Genomic DNA, 17,499 nt, shown 5'->3' with positions numbered 1-17,499 from the left:
GAATGCCCCGCACAACAATAAATAGTGGGAGAACACCAGCATGCAAGCGACGAAAAAGACGCATGTACGCTACCTGATCCTGTTCATGCTGTTCCTGGTGACCACGATCAACTATGCCGACCGCGCCACCATCGCCATCGCCGGTTCAAGCCTGCAGAAGGATCTGGGCATCGACGCGGTCACCCTCGGTTACATCTTCTCCGCCTTCGGCTGGGCCTACGTGGCCGGGCAGATTCCCGGCGGCTGGTTGCTCGACCGCTTCGGTTCGAAGAACGTCTACGCATTCAGCATCTTCACCTGGTCGCTGTTCACCTTGCTGCAAGGTTTCGTCGGCGGCCTGCCGGTGGCCTGGGCGGTCGTCACCCTGTTCACCCTGCGCTTTCTGGTCGGTTTCGCCGAAGCCCCGTCGTTCCCGGGCAATGCCCGGATCGTTGCGGCGTGGTTCCCCACCGCCGAACGCGGCACGGCTTCGGCGATCTTCAACTCGGCGCAGTACTTCGCCACCGCGCTGTTCGCACCGCTGATGGGCTGGATCGTGTTCACCTTCGGCTGGGAGCATGTGTTCGTGGTCATGGGCGCCCTTGGCATCCTGTTCTCGATGGTATGGATGAAGACCATCTACAACCCTCGCCAGCACCCACGCATCAGCCAGGCCGAACTCGAGCACATCGAGCAAAACGGCGGCCTGGTGGACATGGACCAGAAACGCAGCAACGACGGCCCGAAATGGGGCTACATCAAGCAACTGCTGACCAGTCGCATGCTGCTGGGCGTGTACCTGGGCCAGTACTGCATCAACGCCATCACCTACTTCTTCCTGACCTGGTTCCCGGTGTACCTGGTGCAGGAGCGCGGCATGACCATCCTCAAGGCCGGCTTCATCGCCTCCTTGCCGGCCATCTGCGGCTTCATCGGTGGGGTGCTGGGCGGAGTGCTGTCGGACTGGCTGCTGCGCCGCGGCAACTCGCTGACCTTCTCGCGCAAGCTGCCCATCGTCTGCGGCCTGTTGCTGTCGACCACCATGGTCTTCTGCAACTACGTCGACGCCGAGTGGATGGTGGTCGGCTTCATGACCCTGGCCTTCTTCGGCAAAGGCATCGGCGCCCTGGGCTGGGCCGTGGTCGCCGACACCTCGCCCAAACAGATCGCGGGGCTCTCGGGTGGCCTGTTCAACACCTTCGGCAACATCGCGTCGATCACCACGCCGATCGTCATCGGCTACATCATCAGCGCCACCGGCTCGTTCAAATGGGCGCTGGTGTACGTGGGCGCCAATGCGCTGGTAGCGGTATTCAGCTACCTGGTGATCGTCGGCCCGATCAAGCGCATCGAGCTCAAGGAAGAAGCCGGGCCGCAAGCGGCGCCGAACGCCGAACTGGCCGGCTCGCGCCAGTGACCTGAAGCACGCCGACGCCCCGCAGCGGGCGTCGGTAGCCGGATAAAAGCCTGAAAGAAATGACAAGAAGGGCCTGACCATGCAGTTGATCGAACATTCCGAGTCGCCCCGCTACGTCCGCCTGCACGATGACGACAATGTCGTGGTGGTGGTCAATGACGGTGGCCTGGGCGAAGGTGCGCGCTTCGCCGATGGCCTGACCCTGGTCGAGGGCGTGCCGCAAAGCCACAAGGTCGCCACCGTCGATATCCACCAGGGCGAGCCTGTACGCCGCTATGGACAGATCATCGGTTATGCCCTGCAAGACCTGCGTCAGGGCAGTTGGGTTCAGGAAACCCAGTTATCGATGCCCGCCGCCCCCGAACTCGACAGCCTGCCGCGCTGCGACGCAGTGCCCGCGGCCCTGCCACCACTTGAAGGCTTTACCTTCGAAGGCTATCGCAACGCCGACGGCACCGTCGGTACCCGCAACATCCTCGGCATCACCACTACCGTGCAATGCGTGACCGGCGTGCTCGACCACGCGGTCAAACGCATCCGCGACGAGCTGCTGCCCAAGTACCCCAACGTCGATGACGTGGTCGCCCTCACCCACAGCTACGGCTGTGGCGTGGCGATCAACGCGCGTGACGCCTATATCCCCATCCGCACCGTGCGCAACCTGGCGCGCAACCCCAACCTGGGCGGCGAAGCCCTGGTCATCAGCCTGGGTTGCGAAAAGCTGCAGGCCGGCCAGGTGATGCACGAAGACGACCCGTCCGTGGACCTCAGCGAGCCCTGGCTGTATCGCCTGCAGGACGCTTCGCTGGGTTTCGTCGAGATGATCGAACAGATCATGCAGCTGGCTGAAACCCGCCTGAAGAAGCTCGACCAGCGCCGTCGCGAAACGGTGCCGGCCAGTGAGCTGATCCTGGGCATGCAGTGCGGCGGCAGCGACGCTTTCTCCGGCATCACCGCCAATCCGGCGCTGGGCTATGCCGCCGACCTGCTGGTGCGCGCCGGTGCCACGGTGATGTTCTCGGAGGTCACCGAGGTCCGCGACGCCATCTACATGCTCACCTCCCGCGCCGAAACCCCGGAAGTGGCCGACGCGCTGGTACGCGAAATGGACTGGTACGACCGCTACCTGCAACAGGGTGCAGCCGACCGCAGCGCCAACACCACGCCGGGCAACAAGAAAGGCGGGCTCTCGAACATCGTCGAAAAGTCCCTGGGCTCGATCGTCAAGTCCGGCAGCGCTGCGATCCAGGGCGTGGTCGGCCCAGGCGAGCGCGTCGCACGCAAAGGCCTGATCTTCTGCGCGACGCCGGCCAGCGACTTCGTCTGCGGCACCCTGCAACTGGCAGCGGGCATGAACCTGCACGTGTTCACCACGGGTCGCGGCACACCTTACGGGCTGGCCATGGCCCCCGTGGTCAAGGTCTGCACCCGCAGCGAACTGGCCCAGCGCTGGCCCGACCTGATCGACATCGATGCCGGGCGCATCGCCAGCGGTCGAGCAAGCATCGAGGAGCTGGGCTGGGAGCTGTTCCACTACTACCTGGACGTTGCCAGCGGCCGCAAGCAGACCTGGGCCGAGCGGCACAAGCTGCACAACGACATCACCCTGTTCAACCCGGCACCGATTACCTGACAGCGTTCTCTCTGTGGGAGCGGGTTTACCCGCGAACACCGGCGCCGCCGGTGCCATACACCGAGTCGTCTGCTTCGCGGGTGAACCCGCTCCCACTGGGGGGCAAGCGAACCCGCCCAGACAACATTATTCCTTCAGCGACTACAGGAGCACCCCATGCCTGAGATCCTCGGCCATAACTTCATCGCCGGCCAGCGCAGTGCCGCCGGCCAACAGCGCCTGCAGAGCCTGGACGCCACCACGGGCGAGGCCCTGCCCTACAGCTTCATGCAAGCTACCGAAGACGAAGTCGATCAAGCCGCCAAAGCCGCTGCCGCCGCTTTCGCCGAGTTCCGCCAGTTGCCACCCACCCGTCGCGCCGAGTTCCTCGACGCGATTGCCGCCGAACTGGATGAGCTGGACGACAGCTTCGTCGCTATCGTTTGCCGCGAAACCGCGCTGCCCGCTGCCCGCATTCAGGGCGAGCGCGGCCGTACCAGCGGGCAAATGCGTCTGTTCGCCCAAGTGCTGCGCCGGGGTGATTTCCTCGGTGCCCGTATCGACCTGGCGCTGCCGGACCGTCAACCCCTGCCACGGGTCGACCTGCGCCAGATGCGCATCGGCGTAGGCCCGGTGGCGGTGTTCGGTGCCAGCAACTTCCCGCTGGCCTTTTCCACCGCAGGCGGCGACACCGCAGCTGCGCTGGCCGCCGGCTGCCCGGTGGTGTTCAAGGCGCACAGCGGCCACATGGCCACCGCCGACCTGGTGGGTTGCGCCATCGTCCGTGCGGCCGAACGCACCGGCATGCCCAAAGGCGTGTTCAACATGGTTTTCGGCGGCGGCGTGGGCGAGTGGCTGGTCAAGCATCCGGCCATCCAGGCGGTCGGCTTCACCGGCTCGCTCAAGGGCGGCGACGCCCTGTGCCGCATGGCCGCCGAACGTCCACAGCCGATCCCGGTATTCGCCGAGATGTCGAGCATCAACCCGGTGATCGTGCTGCCTGGCGCATTGGCCAAACGCGGCGAGACCATCGCCCGTGAACTGGCAGGCTCCGTGTGCCTGGGCGCCGGTCAGTTCTGTACCAACCCAGGGCTGGTGATCGGCCTGCAGTCGGCGCCGTTCAGCCAGTTGCTCGCCGACCTCGGCCAACACCTGGCGCAGCAGGCTGGGCAGACCCTGCTCAATGCCGGCGGCCTGCGCAGTTATGTGAGCGGGCTGGAACACCTGCAAGCGCACGTCGGCATCGAGCACCTGGCCGGCCAGGCGCAGGCAGGCAGCCAGGCCCGTGCCCAGCTGTTCAAGGCCGACGCACGCCTGCTGGTGGACGCCGACCCGCTGCTGCAGGAAGAAGTGTTCGGCCCCACCACCGTGGCCGTCGAAGTCAGTGACGATGCTCAATTGCGCGCCGCGCTGCTGGGCCTGCGCGGCCAGCTCACGGCCACCCTGATCGGCGAACCTGAAGACTTCGAGGCCTATGCCTGGCTGGTGCCGCTGCTGGAAGAAAAAGTCGGACGGATTCTGGTCAACGGCTACCCGACCGGTGTGGAAGTGAGCGATGCCATGGTGCACGGCGGCCCCTACCCGGCCACCTCCGACGCCCGCGGTACTTCGGTCGGCACCCTGGCCATCGATCGCTTCCTGCGTCCGGTGTGCTACCAGAACTACCCGCAGGCCTTGCTGCCGAAGGCCCTGCAGGACGGTAACCCACTGGGGCTGCGACGCCTGGTCAATGGTCAGTGGAGCGACCGCGCGCTCTGACGCGCTTGTAGGAGCGGGCTTGCCCGCGAAAAAGATAGCGCGCTGCCTGGCACGGGCTACGCCCGTGTTCGCGGGCAAGCCCGCTCCCACAGGGTGGACTGCCCCCAAGGGTTGGATTTGTGTCCAACCTCTTGGGGGCAGTCCAATCGAAGAGACAGTTTGCTATCACAACGCCAGGTGCAAGGGCCCGGATCCGTCAGCCGGCATGGCGCAGCAGATCAACGCCTCGTCCTGCGCCACGGCGAACTCCGGTGCCTCGGCATAGGTGACCGCCCCCTTGAGCACACGGGTCCGACAACTTCCGCATGACCCGCCACGGCAGCCAAAAGGAGGCTCGAGACCACGCTGCTCGGCCAGTTCCAGCAGCGAGCCATCCCCCGGGTTCCAGCGCGCCTCTTTCGCCGAGTCCATGAACATCACCGCAACCGACTCAGTGGCCACCGCCGGCAAGGCCGGCGCTGCCTGCTGTTCGCTGCGCGTGCGGCGCAGGCTCGATGGGCCGAAGGCCTCGGCGTGGATCCGTGCATCGTTGATATCCAGTGCGCGCAGGCCGTCGTACATCTGCTGCATGAACCCCTGCGGCCCGCACAGGTAGAAGTCGTAGTCGTCGAACGGCAGCAGCTCGCGCAACAGGTCGACGCCCAGACGCCCTTCGCGCTCGTAATCCACACCTGCTACCGCACCGCTGGCGTCGCTGAGCAGGCGCACATGCCTGAGCTTGCCCTCGGAGGCAGTCACCAGCGCTGCAAATTCACTGGCAAAGGCCAGTTGCGCCCGGGTCGAGGCCGATTGAAACACCCAGGCCGGTCGGGCGTAGCGTGTACGCCGCCCCTCATTGACCAGGTGCCTGGCCATGGCCAAGACGGGGGTCACCCCTACGCCCGCGGCCAGCAAGACTACCGGACGGCGCACCGTAGCATCGAGGGTGAAGGCTCCGGCCGGCGCACGCGCCTCGATCAGGTCGCCGATCCTGACCTGCTCATGCAGGTGCCGAGAGACCACACCTTCGCGCTTGACGCTGATGCGCAGTGCATCATCGGCCGGCGCGCCAGACAGGGTGTAGGTGCGCACCAATGGCGCCTCCTCCCCAGGCAACCGTACCCGGATCGGCAGGTGCTGCCCCGCCTGGCGCACCGGCAAGCCCAGGCCATCGTCGGGCGCCAGGTGGAACGAACGGATGTGCTCGCTCTCGTCGACGATCTGCGTTACCCGGTACGGACGCCAACTTTGCTGCAACGCCGCGGCCTTCAGGCGCGCCTGCATGTCTTCCCAACTGCCGGTCATCAACACATTGGGCGAGATGCCGTCATCCATGTCGACCCAGCGCAGCGCCAGCCCTCCCGGTCGGCGCACGATCCGTTCGGGGTAGAACCGCCACATGCGCTCGGCGCCGATGAAGGCGAGTGTCTGTGGATCGTCGACGATCACTTCGGTGCGCCCGGTCATCTGCAGCAGGTCGCCGCTGCGCATGTCGACGAACACCAGCCCGGCACGGGGGTTGAGCAGCATGTTGCCCAAAGTATTGAAGAACAGGTTGCCATTGAAATCAGGCACGCTCAGCGTGCCGTCGGCGTCGATGTGGACGAAGCCAGGCTTGCCGCCACGGTGCGAGACGTCCACCTGGCGCACGCCATCGCGCACCACGTACGAGGCAACGTAGAAGGAGTCGGCGGCGGCCACCATCGCGCGGTCCGCTGCGTTCAGCTCGCTCGACTCGCTGGGCTCGCCGGGCGCGCTGTCATCGAAGACATAGCGGCGCAGATTGATATAGCGCGGGCAGTTGCCATAGGACTGGGTCGGCTCGATGGTAAAACCGCTGTCGTCTGCCCGGCGCACGAAGCCGTTCAGGCGATTGCGTCGGCGGGTGTGCAACTCGATGCCGAGCATGCCGACGCCGTCACCGTCCTCCAGCCCGGCATCCGCAGGATCGGCTGGCTCACGGGGCAGGTCCAGGAGCAGCCGGCGCGGATCGGGGGATTGCATGAAGCCGGGCTGGCCGGTGCGCAGCGTTGCCCACGGATCGCCGTGCGGGTCGACGCTGCCGAGCACCACGAAAAGCAGTTGGGCATAGAACTCGCGGTGCTGGTCGGGCATGAAGTCACGCGACATCTGCACCTTGCCAATCCCCACCATGCGCTCGACCGCACCGACGCTGCGTTGCAGCGTAAGCTCGCCGTCGTGCCAGGGAGAGGGCTTGAGGTCCGACGGAGGCTGGTTCATGGTGGCACCTGAACGGTTGAGTGAGGGTGTATCAATCCTTACTCATTCGCCCGACACTTAGAATCACTGCGGGTGGCAATTGATTATTTCTCTCGAAGAAACAGTCGTAAGCCTTTCCCCGCCCACAAACGCACCGATGAGAGCGGGTTTAGCGTATTGAAGCCTGTCAGACGCCCTGTGCTTCTGCCGCCTCATGCGCCTGGCGCAGCCGCTCGCGGCTGTTGCTCAGGTGCAGGCGCATGGCCATTTTCGCTCCTTCGCTGTCGCGTCGGGCAATGGCTTCATAGATGGCCTCGTGCTCATGGCTCAGGCGGCTCATGTAATGGGCCTGGTCATCATGGGCCAGGCGCGCCGAATTGAGCCGGGTGCGGGGAATGATGCTGGTACCCAGGTGATTGATGATGTCAGCGAAATAATGATTGCCGCTGGCCTGGGCGATGCGCAGGTGGAACTGGAAATCCGCCGAGACCGCATCGGAGGCATGCGCGGCGCCTTCGTTGATTTCGTCGAGCGCAGCACGCATGCCGGTCAGTTGTTCGTCGCTACGGCGCTGGGCGGCGAGCCCGGCCGACTCGATCTCCAGGGCGATGCGCAACTCCAGCACCGCCAGCACCTCGCGCAGGGTGACGATGGTCGCCGGGTCGATACGGAAACCGCCGGTGCTCGGCGCGTCGAGCACGAAGGTGCCGATGCCGTGGCGGGTCTCCACCTGGCCGGCGGCCTGCAGCCGCGAGATCGCCTCGCGCACCACCGTGCGGCTGACGCCCTCCTCGACCATGATCTGCGATTCGGTCGGCAGTTTGTCGCCACGCTTGAGTTGGCCGCTGCGAATACGTTCGGTCAGCACCGTGACCAGTTCCTGCGCCAGACTGCGCGGTTTGCGTCGGGTCCGTGCCTGTAGCTGCTGCTCTGTCATGCCCTGTACGTTTCATCGTGAAAAGACAGCCGTCATCATAGCTCATGCAGTTGTACGATCACATACATCCGCCAGGGTTTTCATCTCGCCGCCAAAGCCCTGTGCCGAACCGCCGAGGGCGCCTCGCCCATGACCCTGCGGTACATGCTGGAAAACGCACTGGGGCTGTCATACCCCAAGTCGAGGGCAACCCGGGTGACCGCCTCACCCGCTGCCAATCGCGTGACGGCTGCCATCAGGCAGGCTTGCTGACGCCATTGTCCGAACGACAACCCGGTCTGTTCGCGAAAGCGCCGGCTGAATGTCCGCGGGCTCCAGTTCAGGTGCATCGCCCAGGCCTCGGCCGTCGTACTGATCGAAGGCGCCGCGAGAAACGCCTGGCACAAGAGCGCCAGGCGCGGCTCCCCTGGCATCGGCGCGAACAGCGGCAGGCATTCGGCGCTGCGCAGTTCATGCAGGATCAGGCCGACCAGTTGGCCGTCGCGCCCTTGAGGGTCATACAACGCGGGCAGTTCGGCACTGGCCAGCAGCAACTGATGCAGCAGCGGCGTGACCAGCAGCGCCTCGCAGGCCTGTCCCAACCTCGGAGCCGCAACGGCCTCGATGTACAAGCTGCGCGTGCTCACCCCTCGCATCAGTACCTGGTGGGGCTTGCCCGACGGAATCCACACACCGCTGTAGGGTGGAACGACCCAGGCGCCATCGTCAGTCAGTACTTCCATCAAACCGCTCATGCCATAGAGGAACTGCGCACGCCGGTGCACGTGGCGTGGCAATAGCGTGCCAGGCGGATAATCGGTAGCGATCGCCAGCACCGGACGTGGCGTGGCATCGACCTGGCACAGCGGCACATTGCGCATGGGGATCTCCGTGGCTGAAACGCACGGATTATTGGCCAATGCTCGAATGCTGGCCAGCCCTCGTCTCCCTACCCTGCATCTCCACTCCCCTGACAAAGGCTGGCGATCATGCTGTACCCCTTGCTCGGTGTCTTCGGCCTGTGTGCTGGCGTCACCACGCTGCTGTTCGGCTTCGGCGGCGGTTTCTTCGCCGTACCCTTGCTCTATGCGTTGCTGCTCACCCGCCATGCGGCGGGCTCCCCGGTGGCGCTGCACGCCATGCAGATCGCTGTGGCCACCTCGGCCATGCTGATGATCTTCAGCAGCGCCCTGGCCACCTGGCGGCACCAGCGCGCCGGCACGTTGCGCTGGGACCTGGTGCGCCCACTGGCTCCGGCCATCGCCCTCGGGGCAATGGCTGGCGCCTGGGCCGCCCTGTACCTGGACAGCACCTGGCTGCGTTGGCTGTTTATCGGCTACTTGCTGCTGAGCCTGCTCGATGCGTGGCTGCGTCCAGGTTTCATGCGCGTTGGCAACCAAGGTCCGGTGCCGCTGGGCAAGGCTGCGGCTGCCTTGGTCGGCCTGCCGATCGGCGCACTGGCAGCGCTGCTGGGGGTCGGCGGCAGCGTGATGACCGTGCCGCTGATGCGCAGGCGCGGCGCCAGCATGGGCACCGCCACCGCCATGGCCAACCCGCTGTCATTGCCCATGGCGCTGGCCGCCACCCTGGTGTATGCCCTGGTGCCGGCGCCAGGAGCGAACCTGGGTGTCGGGCTGCTGGGCTATATCGATCTGCGTGCGGCACTGGCAATGGCCGCAGGCGCCTGGCTCGGCATGCACCTGGCTGCGCCGCTGCTGGGCCGCCTGAGCGATACCCTGCATGCGCGGGCCTATCTGGCACTGCTGGCCTGCGTGCTGGTGGTGATGCTGGTGACCGGCCTCTGATGCGAAACGAGTGGCGAATCGCCCGTCGAGGCCTGTAGTGTGCGGGTTTACGTGCCGCCAGATGACGCGGCACGGCCCAAGGAAGGCATTCTATGACGACACTCGACCGAGCCCTACTCACCACCGGCCTGTTCATCCCACCCTGGTTGCTACTGGGGGTTTGGTTTACCGCCCAGGCTTACCCCGGTTACCAGCACCTGCAGCAGGCCATGAGCCAACTCGGGGCGACAGGCGCACCGACCGCGGCATTTTCGCCCTGGGTCAACAACTTCCCTTTGGCACTGCTGTTTGCCTTGTTCGCCTGGGGGCTGGCCCGCCGTTGGCGTCATTCGAACGTCGCCCTGGCGAGTGCGCTGCTGGTGTTGTTGCACGGCGTTGCGAGCCTTGGGACTGGGGCATTCGCCTGCGATCCGGGTTGCACCCCCATCGAGCCGTCGTTCTCCCAGCACATGCATAACCTCAGCGGCCTGCTGATGTTCCTGTCGCTGACCCTGGCCAGCCTGCTGTGGGTCTGGCTGGCATTGCGCATGACTGACTCACGGCTGCTGGCCAGCGGCTCCCTGCTCTGTGCGGTGGTCTCCATCGGCACGGTGGCGTTGATGGCAAGGGCAGCCGAAACAGGCCAGCTCTTCGGCCTCTATCAACGAATCAACTACGGCGTGGCGGTGCTCTGGATAGCCGGGCTGGCGTGGTACTCGTTGCGTCAGCCTGTCTCGGGCCAGGCGAAGCTGCCCGTCGCCTGACGGCAAATTGCTGGCCCCCAGGCGCTGAAAGCGAAGGCAAACTCCCTTTTCCTTCAGACGCTTAGGACAGCAACATGCGGGTATTTCTAGCAACCCTGGCCAGCTGCGTGTTGGCGGCCACCGCATTCGGCGCCCAGGCCAGGCCGCTGAGCCAGAACGATCGCAGCGTGTGCGGCTGGGGCGCGCAGATCGCCTCGGAGGCGCAGCACGCCAAGCTCTCCGGGGTGACGCTTTATGCAGCGCGCAAGAAGCTGCAAGTGCGGCGCTTCGCCAAACCCTGGATGCGCATGACAGCGTTCGGCATCACCGAGCAAACCTACAACAGCAGCTCACGCCTGCCGCCGAAGGCCATCAAGCAGACCTACTACGAACAGTGCGTCCAGCACGCCGTGGCGCGCCGATAACCACGCGGGCGGTTCATCAACAACCCCTGGTTCAACTGGCCTGGATGCCGACATCCGATATCAATGCCGGCATTTTCCCTCCAGCGTGGGCGTGACAGCTCCGCTGCGACGCCCCCGCCCGATCCTGCCACTAGCGCAATCCACTTGATTTCTTGCCTGATTCTCTGAACATGCTGCCCGATGGATAGGAAAGCTGTCCGCCAAGGTCTAGAGTTTTCAGATCGGAAACCCGCCCTGCGCGCGCGCGGCGTTCCTCCCAGGGCACTGCCTCGACGCACCGCCCTGCCTATAACGACGAAACACCAACCGATGATCAGCGGGTGAACGCCATGGAACTACGCATCAACCAGAAGACCTATCAGGTCGACGCCGACGCCGATACCCCACTGCTGTGGGTGATCCGCGATGACCTGGGCATGACCGGCACGAAATATGGCTGCGGCCTGGCCCAATGTGGCGCCTGCTCGGTGCTGGTGGACGGCAACGTGGTACGTGCCTGTGTCACGCCGGTGGCCGGTGTGGTTGGCCGTGAAGTGACCACCATCGAAGCGATCGAGGCCGACCCGGTGGGCAAGCGAGTGGTCGCGGCCTGGGTCGAGCATCAGGTCGCCCAGTGTGGTTACTGCCAGTCTGGCCAGGTGATGGCCGCTACCGCGCTGCTCAAGCACACGCCGGCGCCGAGCGACGAGCAGATCAGTGCCGCAATGGTCAACCTGTGTCGCTGCGGCACCTACAACGCGATCCACGCCGCGGTGCATGAGCTCGCCGGCCAGCCTGCCGCCAAGGAGAGCGTCTGATGAACTCGCCCCTCGACATCCCGTCCGAACTGCGCGACCTGAAACTGGATCAGCCAGTCAATCTTTCGCGCCGGCGCTTTCTCGCGGGTAGCGCCATCGGTGCGCTGGTGATCGGCTTTGGCTTGCCGCTTGGCTCGGCCCGGGTGCAGGCCGCCACCGCGGTGGCCGCAGAACGCGGCACGCAGGTGCCGGCATTCCTGGAAATCCGCCCTGACGGCACCGTGCGCCTGCTCTGCCCCTTCATGGAAGGTGGCCAGGGCACATTCACCGCTATGGCGCAGATCGTCGGCGAAGAACTGGATATGGACCCGGCCAGCTTCCTGATCGATGCCGCTCCGCCCGGCGAAGCCTACGTGGTGATGGAAAATGGCCTGCGCATCACCGGCGGCAGCATGTCGGTGCGCATGAGCTACCCGACCATGCGCCGCCTTGGCGCGCTGGCCAGGGCGATGCTGCTGCAGGCCGGTGCCGACACCCTGAAGGTGCCGGTCAGTGAGCTGAGCACCGAGCCGGGCAAGGTGGTGCATGCTGCCTCCGGCCGCTCGGTCGCTTATGGCGACCTGGCCGAGCGCGCCATGGACCTGCCAGTCCCGGATCCGGCCAGCATCAAGCTGCGCGATCCCAGCCAGTTCCGTTGGATCGGCAAGCCGGTACGCCGTGTCGATGCCTATGACAAGTCCACCGGCAAGGCCCTGTACAGTATCGACCTCAAGGTCGACGACATGCTCCACGCGGCGGTACAGCACGCGCCACGGCTGGGCATGACCGTGGGCGGCCTGCGCAACGAAGCGCAGGTCAAGGCGATGAAGGGCGTGCATTCGGTGCACGTACTGCCGGGTGCCGTGGCGGTGGTCGCCGAACGCTGGTGGCATGCCAAGCGTGCCGTGGAGGCGGTACAGGTCGACTGGCAGGAGCCGGGCGCCGATTCGAAGGTGCGCACGATGCCAGCCGACTTCTCCAGCGATGCCTATCGCGATCACCTGGCCGCGCAAACCGGCCCGGCGCGCGATGACGAGAACGAAGGCGATGTGGCGGCTGCGCTCAAGGGGGCCAAGACCCAGGTGGAAGCCACCTACCACAACCAGTACCTCAACCACGGCCAGCTCGAACCACCGTCGGCGCTCGCGCGCTTCAATCCCGATGGATCGCTCGAAGTCTGGCTGCCCAACCAGGCCCCGGACATGTTCCGCGACGACATCGCCAAGCGCACCGGCCTTGCCAAGGAGCAGATCATCCTGCATTCGCCGCTCCTGGGCGGCTTCTTCGGGCGCCACTTCCTGTACGACTCGGCCAACCCCTACCCACAGGCCATTGCCCTGGCCAAGGCGGTCGGGCGCCCGGTCAAGCTGATCTGGACCCGCGAGGAAGAGTTCGTACGTGACGTGCTGCGGCCCGTGGCAGTGGTCAAGTTCCGCGCCGGGCTCGACGAGAAGGGCCTGCCGGTTGCCATCGAAGCGGTCAGCGCCACCGAGGGCCCGACCGAGGCAATCGCCGGCAAACAGGGCGAGAAGATCGACCCCACTGCCGTGGAAGGCCTGGCGGGCAAGTCCTATGCCATTGCCAACAAACGCATCGCGCAAATCTATGTCAAGGGCCCGGCCATGCTGGGCTACTGGCGTTCGGTCGGTAATTCGCTGAACGACTTCTTCTATGAGTCGTTCCTTGATGAACTGGCCGACAAAGGCGGGCACGACCCGTTCGAGCTGCGCCTGCACCTGTTGCGCGACAATCAACGCCTGACCACCCTGCTGCAGGCGGTCGGCGAATTGTCCGGTGGCTGGAAACGCGGGCCATTTACCGCCGAGGATGGCACCAAGCGTGCCCGCGGCGTGGCCATGGCTTCGCCGTTCGGTTCGGAGGCGGCGGTGATTGCCGAAGTGTCGATCGAGAACGGCCAGGTCAAGGTGCACGACATCTGGCAGGCGATCGACCCGGGCAGCATCGTCAACCCGGCGATCGTCGAGCATCAGGTCAACGGCGCCGTGGCGCTCGGCCTGTCGCAGACGCTGGTGGAGGAAGCGGTGTGGGTCAACGGCATGCCGCGTGCGCGCAATTACGACCTGTACCCGATCCTGCCGCCATCGCGCATGGCCCGGGTGCATGTGCGCATCGTCGAGAGCGGGGCGAAGATGGGTGGCATCGGCGAGCCGCCGCTGCCGGCGGTGGCACCAGCGGTGGCCAACGCCGTGGCGCGGCTGACCGGCCAACGCGCGCGCAGCCTGCCCCTGAGCCGCCATACCTTTGCCTGACACGGAAGCCCTCATGAAAAACAGCCGACTGGTAACCACCACCCGCTGGCTCGCGCTGCCGTGCCTTGTCGCGGCAGGCCTGCTGGCCTGGTATGTCACCCGCGAGGTCACCTCGCCCTTCGAGCAGGAAACCCCAAGCCCCGACCAGGCGCTGATCGCCCGCGGCGAATACGTCGCGCGCCTGAGCGACTGCGTGGCGTGCCACAGCCTGCCGGGCAAGGCGCCGTTCGCCGGCGGCCTGGAAATGGCTACGCCCTTGGGCGCGATCCATGCCACCAACATCACCCCGGACCGCAACAACGGTATCGGCAGCTACAGCCTCGCCGACTTCGACCGCGCCGTGCGCCACGGCGTTGCGCCGGGCGGGCGCCGGCTGTACCCGGCCATGCCCTACCCGTCCTACGCCAAACTCAGCGATGACGACATGAGGGCGCTCTATGCCTTCTTCATGAAGGGCGTGCAGCCGTCAGACCAGGCCAATATCCCCAGCGATATTCCCTGGCCGCTGAACCTGCGCTGGCCGATCGCCTTGTGGAACGGCCTGTTCGCCGCCGACAAGCCCTACGCTGAAAAGCCCACCGAAGACCCCCTGTGGAACCGCGGCGCCTATATCGTCCAGGGCCCAGGCCACTGCGGCAGTTGCCATACGCCACGTGGCCTTGCCTTCAACGAAAAGGCGCTGGACGACTCCGGCAAGGCGTTTCTCGCCGGAGCCCTGCTCGACGGCTGGTACGCGCCGAGCCTGCGTCAGGACCACAACACCGGGCTTGGGCGCTGGAGCGAACCCGAGATCGTGCAGTTCCTCAAGACCGGTCGCAACAAACATGCGGTGGTGTACGGTTCGATGACCGAGGCGTTCAACAACTCCACGCAGTTCATGAGCGACGAAGACCTGGGCGCGATTGCCCGCTACCTGAAGTCGCTGCCGGGCGACCCCCAGCGCGACGGCGCCCCCTGGCAGTATCAGGCCGTGTCGGCGGCTACCCGCCTCGATGCCCCGGGCGCACACAGCTACGTGACCCGCTGCGCGTCGTGCCATGGCCTTGACGGCCAGGGCCAGGCCGAGTGGATTCCGCCACTGGCCGGCGCGACCTCGATGCTGGCCAAGGAAAACGCCTCGGCAATCAATATCACCCTCAACGGCTCGCAGCGTATCGTCGCCGCCGGGGTGCCGGATGCCTACCGCATGCCCGCGCTGCGTGAACAGATGTCAGACCAGGAAATCGCCGAAGTGCTGAGCTTCGTCCGTACGACCTGGGGTAATACCGGTGGTGCGGTCGATGCAAAGGCAGTGGCCAAGCTGCGTGAACATACCGACCCTGCCAGCAGCAGCCCGATCGTGCTGCATATGCGTTGAAGGAGCGCCCATGGAAAGTATCGACCTGCTGGTCCTGCGTACCGCTCGGGACTGGCTGCAAGCCGGCCACCGCGTGCTACTGGCCACCGTCGCCCGTACCTGGGGTTCGTCACCACGCCCGGTCGGCTCGATGATGGCCTTGCGCAGCGACGGGCGTGTGGTCGGCAGCGTCTCCGGCGGCTGCATCGAAGACGACCTGATCCACCGCTACACCACCGCCTACGGTGGCCCCGGCCTGCCTGACAGCACCCCACAGCGGGTGCGCTACGGCGTTACCGCCGACGAGGCCCATCGCTTCGGGCTGCCCTGTGGCGGCACGCTTGAGCTGATTCTGGAGTTTTCGCCATCGTGGCAGTCGCTGGCCCAACTGCTTGAGCAGCTCGACAGCGGCCAACTGGTGCGCCGTCAGCTCGACCTGCACAGTGGCGCGGCCACCCTCCTCCCCAGTGCTGCCCCAGAGCAGTTCAGCGTTGATGGCGAGCACATGGCAAGCACCCTGGGTCCAGGTTATCGACTGCTGCTGATCGGCGCGGGCGCCCTGGCCGAATACCTGGCGACCATGGCCCTGTTCAATGGTTTTCGTGTTTCGGTCTGCGACCCTCGGCCCGAGTACATCGACGGCTGGAACGTGGCCGGTGTCGAGTGCCTGGTCGGCATGCCCGACGATGTCGTGCGCGACTTCGCCCCGGACGTGCGCACCTGCATCGTCGCGGTCAGCCACGACCCCAAGCTCGACGACCTGGCCCTGCTCGAAGCGCTGCATGGCCCGGCTTTCTATATCGGTGCCATCGGCTCGCGGCGCAACAGCCAGCAGCGTCGCGCGCGGCTGATCGAGCACTTCGGTGAGTCCGATGCCAGCCTTGCGCGCCTGCACGGCCCCATCGGCATCTACATCGGCAGCAAGACCCCAGCCGAAATTGCCGTGAGTGTGATGGCCGAGATCCTCGCCGCCAAGAACGGCGTCGAACTGCCTGGTGCAGTGAACGTCACCAAGGCCAAGCAGGCGCGGGAACAGACACTGCCTGCCACCTGACCCTGCGGTATGCTTGCGAGCTTTCCATGCCGTCACACTCGGACAACCCACCATGACCGAACCCCAAGCCAGAGCTCGCTGCGCCGCCCTTGTGCTCGCCGCCGGACGCGGCACGCGCTTTGGCAGCGACAAGCGCAAGGCCGTGCTCGCGGACGGACAGGGACTACTGGCCAGCACCTTGAAACAGGTACAAGCCTGTTTCGACCCGGTGTATGTGGTGGTGCGCTGCGACGATGATCCGCAAACCCTGGGCATCGATGCGCAAGTCCACATCGTACGCGCCGCACAGGCAGCTGATGGCATGGGAGCGAGCCTCGCGGTCGGCATCACGGCCCTGGCCAGCATCGATGCCCCGGCCGTGGCCGTGCTGCTTGGCGATATGCCGTGGATCGCACCACGCACCTTCGAACACCTGCTCGGTCACCTCGCTGCCGAGCGTATCCTCCTGCCGTGCTACCAAGGCCGACGTGGCCATCCGGTCATCTTCGGGCGCCATTTCTGGGCGGCCCTCACCCGCCTGCACGGTGACCAGGGTGGGCGACCGGTCATCGAAGCCAACCCTCACGCCTGTCTTGTGCTGGATCTCGACGACCCCGGCATCCTGCGCGATATCGATACACCCGCCGATATCCCGCCTACATCGGCTTGAGTAAAGGCCGACAGGCTTTGATCCTCACGTCCTGGCAGGTACGCTAGCGGGCTTGCCCCCGACCTGGAGCCCCGCCGGTGACCACCACGCTGACCACCTACTACCTGGAAATGACCTCTGCGCACGCCCTGCGCAGCAAGCCTGTCCCCGATGGCCTGACGATCGTCGAGTGCGAAGTCGTCCAACCGCAGCTCAACCGTTTCCTCTACCAACTGGTGGGCAAGGCCTGGGGCTGGAACGACCTGAACAGCTGGAGCGACGAGCAGTGGCTGGCGGTTGTCGGCCAGGACTGCCACCGCACCTGGGTCGCCTACTACCGTGGCGCCATCGCCGGCTACTACGAACTGCACCGCCCCGACGGCGAGAACGCCGAGATCCGCTACTTCGGCCTCGCCCCGCAGTTTCTTGACAAGGGCTTCGGCGGCCCGCTGCTCAGCCAAGCCATCCGCAGCGCCTGGGAGTGGCCCGGCACGCAGCGGGTCTGGGTGCACACCTGCAGCCTCGACCACCCCGCCGCTCTGGCCAACTATCAGGCCCGTGGCCTGCAACTGTACAAGCAAGAGCACGAAGCACTGGGGTGA

The 17,499-nt window shown here is 65.7% G+C and carries 15 protein-coding genes; 12 read left to right on the top strand and 3 right to left on the bottom strand.

The window, feature by feature from the left end:
* The first annotated feature begins 40 nt into the window (after positions 1-40).
* From ACNFHO_RS03360 to ACNFHO_RS03350, 3 genes are all read left to right on the top strand, one after another.
* A complete protein-coding gene (locus tag ACNFHO_RS03360; protein WP_054890770.1) occupies positions 41-1,396 on the top strand; it encodes an MFS transporter in 1,356 nt (451 codons plus the stop codon).
* Positions 1,397-1,475: 79 nt separating this feature from the next.
* Positions 1,476-3,029, top strand: coding sequence for a galactarate dehydratase (gene garD / locus ACNFHO_RS03355; protein WP_151924565.1), 1,554 nt, complete (start codon positions 1,476-1,478; stop codon positions 3,027-3,029).
* A gap of 156 nt (positions 3,030-3,185) precedes the next feature.
* Positions 3,186-4,766: an aldehyde dehydrogenase (NADP(+)) gene (locus ACNFHO_RS03350; protein ID WP_112898385.1), complete on the top strand. Its 1,581-nt coding sequence runs from the start codon at positions 3,186-3,188 to the stop codon at positions 4,764-4,766.
* Between the two features lie 165 nt (positions 4,767-4,931).
* On the opposite strand, the gene ACNFHO_RS03345 is transcribed toward ACNFHO_RS03350, so the two are convergent.
* The 3 genes from ACNFHO_RS03345 to ACNFHO_RS03335 form a co-directional block, all read right to left on the bottom strand.
* On the bottom strand, positions 4,932-6,986 hold the full coding sequence (locus ACNFHO_RS03345; RefSeq protein WP_416765214.1) for a pyridoxamine 5'-phosphate oxidase family protein: 2,055 nt from the start codon (positions 6,984-6,986) through the stop codon (positions 4,932-4,934).
* A 166-nt stretch (positions 6,987-7,152) separates the two neighbouring features.
* Complete coding sequence (locus ACNFHO_RS03340) at positions 7,153-7,902, bottom strand: FadR/GntR family transcriptional regulator (RefSeq protein ID WP_054890774.1); 750 nt, start codon at positions 7,900-7,902, stop codon at positions 7,153-7,155.
* 80 nt (positions 7,903-7,982) lie between these two features.
* Positions 7,983-8,762, bottom strand: a complete 780-nt coding sequence (locus tag ACNFHO_RS03335; RefSeq protein WP_063545055.1) for an AraC family transcriptional regulator — start codon at positions 8,760-8,762, stop codon at positions 7,983-7,985.
* A gap of 108 nt (positions 8,763-8,870) precedes the next feature.
* Between ACNFHO_RS03335 and ACNFHO_RS03330 the strand changes: the two genes are divergently transcribed.
* From ACNFHO_RS03330 to ACNFHO_RS03290, 9 genes are all read left to right on the top strand, one after another.
* Positions 8,871-9,686 carry a sulfite exporter TauE/SafE family protein gene (locus tag ACNFHO_RS03330; protein ID WP_416765213.1) on the top strand — a complete coding sequence of 272 codons (816 nt, stop codon included), beginning with the start codon at positions 8,871-8,873 and terminating at the stop codon, positions 9,684-9,686.
* Positions 9,687-9,778: 92 nt separating this feature from the next.
* Positions 9,779-10,429, top strand: coding sequence for a DUF998 domain-containing protein (locus ACNFHO_RS03325; RefSeq protein WP_416765212.1), 651 nt, complete (start codon positions 9,779-9,781; stop codon positions 10,427-10,429).
* A gap of 74 nt (positions 10,430-10,503) precedes the next feature.
* On the top strand, positions 10,504-10,833 hold the full coding sequence (locus ACNFHO_RS03320) for a hypothetical protein (RefSeq protein WP_054890776.1): 330 nt from the start codon (positions 10,504-10,506) through the stop codon (positions 10,831-10,833).
* A 329-nt stretch (positions 10,834-11,162) separates the two neighbouring features.
* Entirely contained in the window at positions 11,163-11,630 is a 468-nt protein-coding gene (locus ACNFHO_RS03315) for a (2Fe-2S)-binding protein (protein WP_063546745.1), read from the top strand.
* The gene (locus tag ACNFHO_RS03310) at positions 11,630-13,879 is read left to right on the top strand and encodes a molybdopterin cofactor-binding domain-containing protein (RefSeq protein ID WP_416765209.1); all 2,250 of its coding nucleotides are present in this window, start codon (positions 11,630-11,632) and stop codon (positions 13,877-13,879) included. The genes ACNFHO_RS03315 and ACNFHO_RS03310 overlap by 1 nt, the downstream gene beginning before the upstream one ends.
* Before the next feature lie 13 nt (positions 13,880-13,892).
* Positions 13,893-15,236 carry a c-type cytochrome gene (locus ACNFHO_RS03305; RefSeq protein WP_416765208.1) on the top strand — a complete coding sequence of 448 codons (1,344 nt, stop codon included), beginning with the start codon at positions 13,893-13,895 and terminating at the stop codon, positions 15,234-15,236.
* A gap of 10 nt (positions 15,237-15,246) precedes the next feature.
* Positions 15,247-16,269 carry an XdhC family protein gene (locus ACNFHO_RS03300; RefSeq protein WP_063545059.1) on the top strand — a complete coding sequence of 341 codons (1,023 nt, stop codon included), beginning with the start codon at positions 15,247-15,249 and terminating at the stop codon, positions 16,267-16,269.
* A gap of 52 nt (positions 16,270-16,321) precedes the next feature.
* The gene (locus ACNFHO_RS03295) at positions 16,322-16,918 is read left to right on the top strand and encodes a nucleotidyltransferase family protein (RefSeq protein ID WP_416765205.1); all 597 of its coding nucleotides are present in this window, start codon (positions 16,322-16,324) and stop codon (positions 16,916-16,918) included.
* A gap of 77 nt (positions 16,919-16,995) precedes the next feature.
* A complete protein-coding gene (locus ACNFHO_RS03290) occupies positions 16,996-17,499 on the top strand; it encodes a GNAT family N-acetyltransferase (RefSeq protein ID WP_141687472.1) in 504 nt (167 codons plus the stop codon).

Source organism: Pseudomonas sp. NY15374 (assembly GCF_048068255.1).
GTDB classification, from domain to species: Bacteria; Pseudomonadota; Gammaproteobacteria; order Pseudomonadales; family Pseudomonadaceae; genus Aquipseudomonas; species Aquipseudomonas machongensis.
This window is presented reverse-complemented; position numbering and strand designations above follow the sequence as displayed.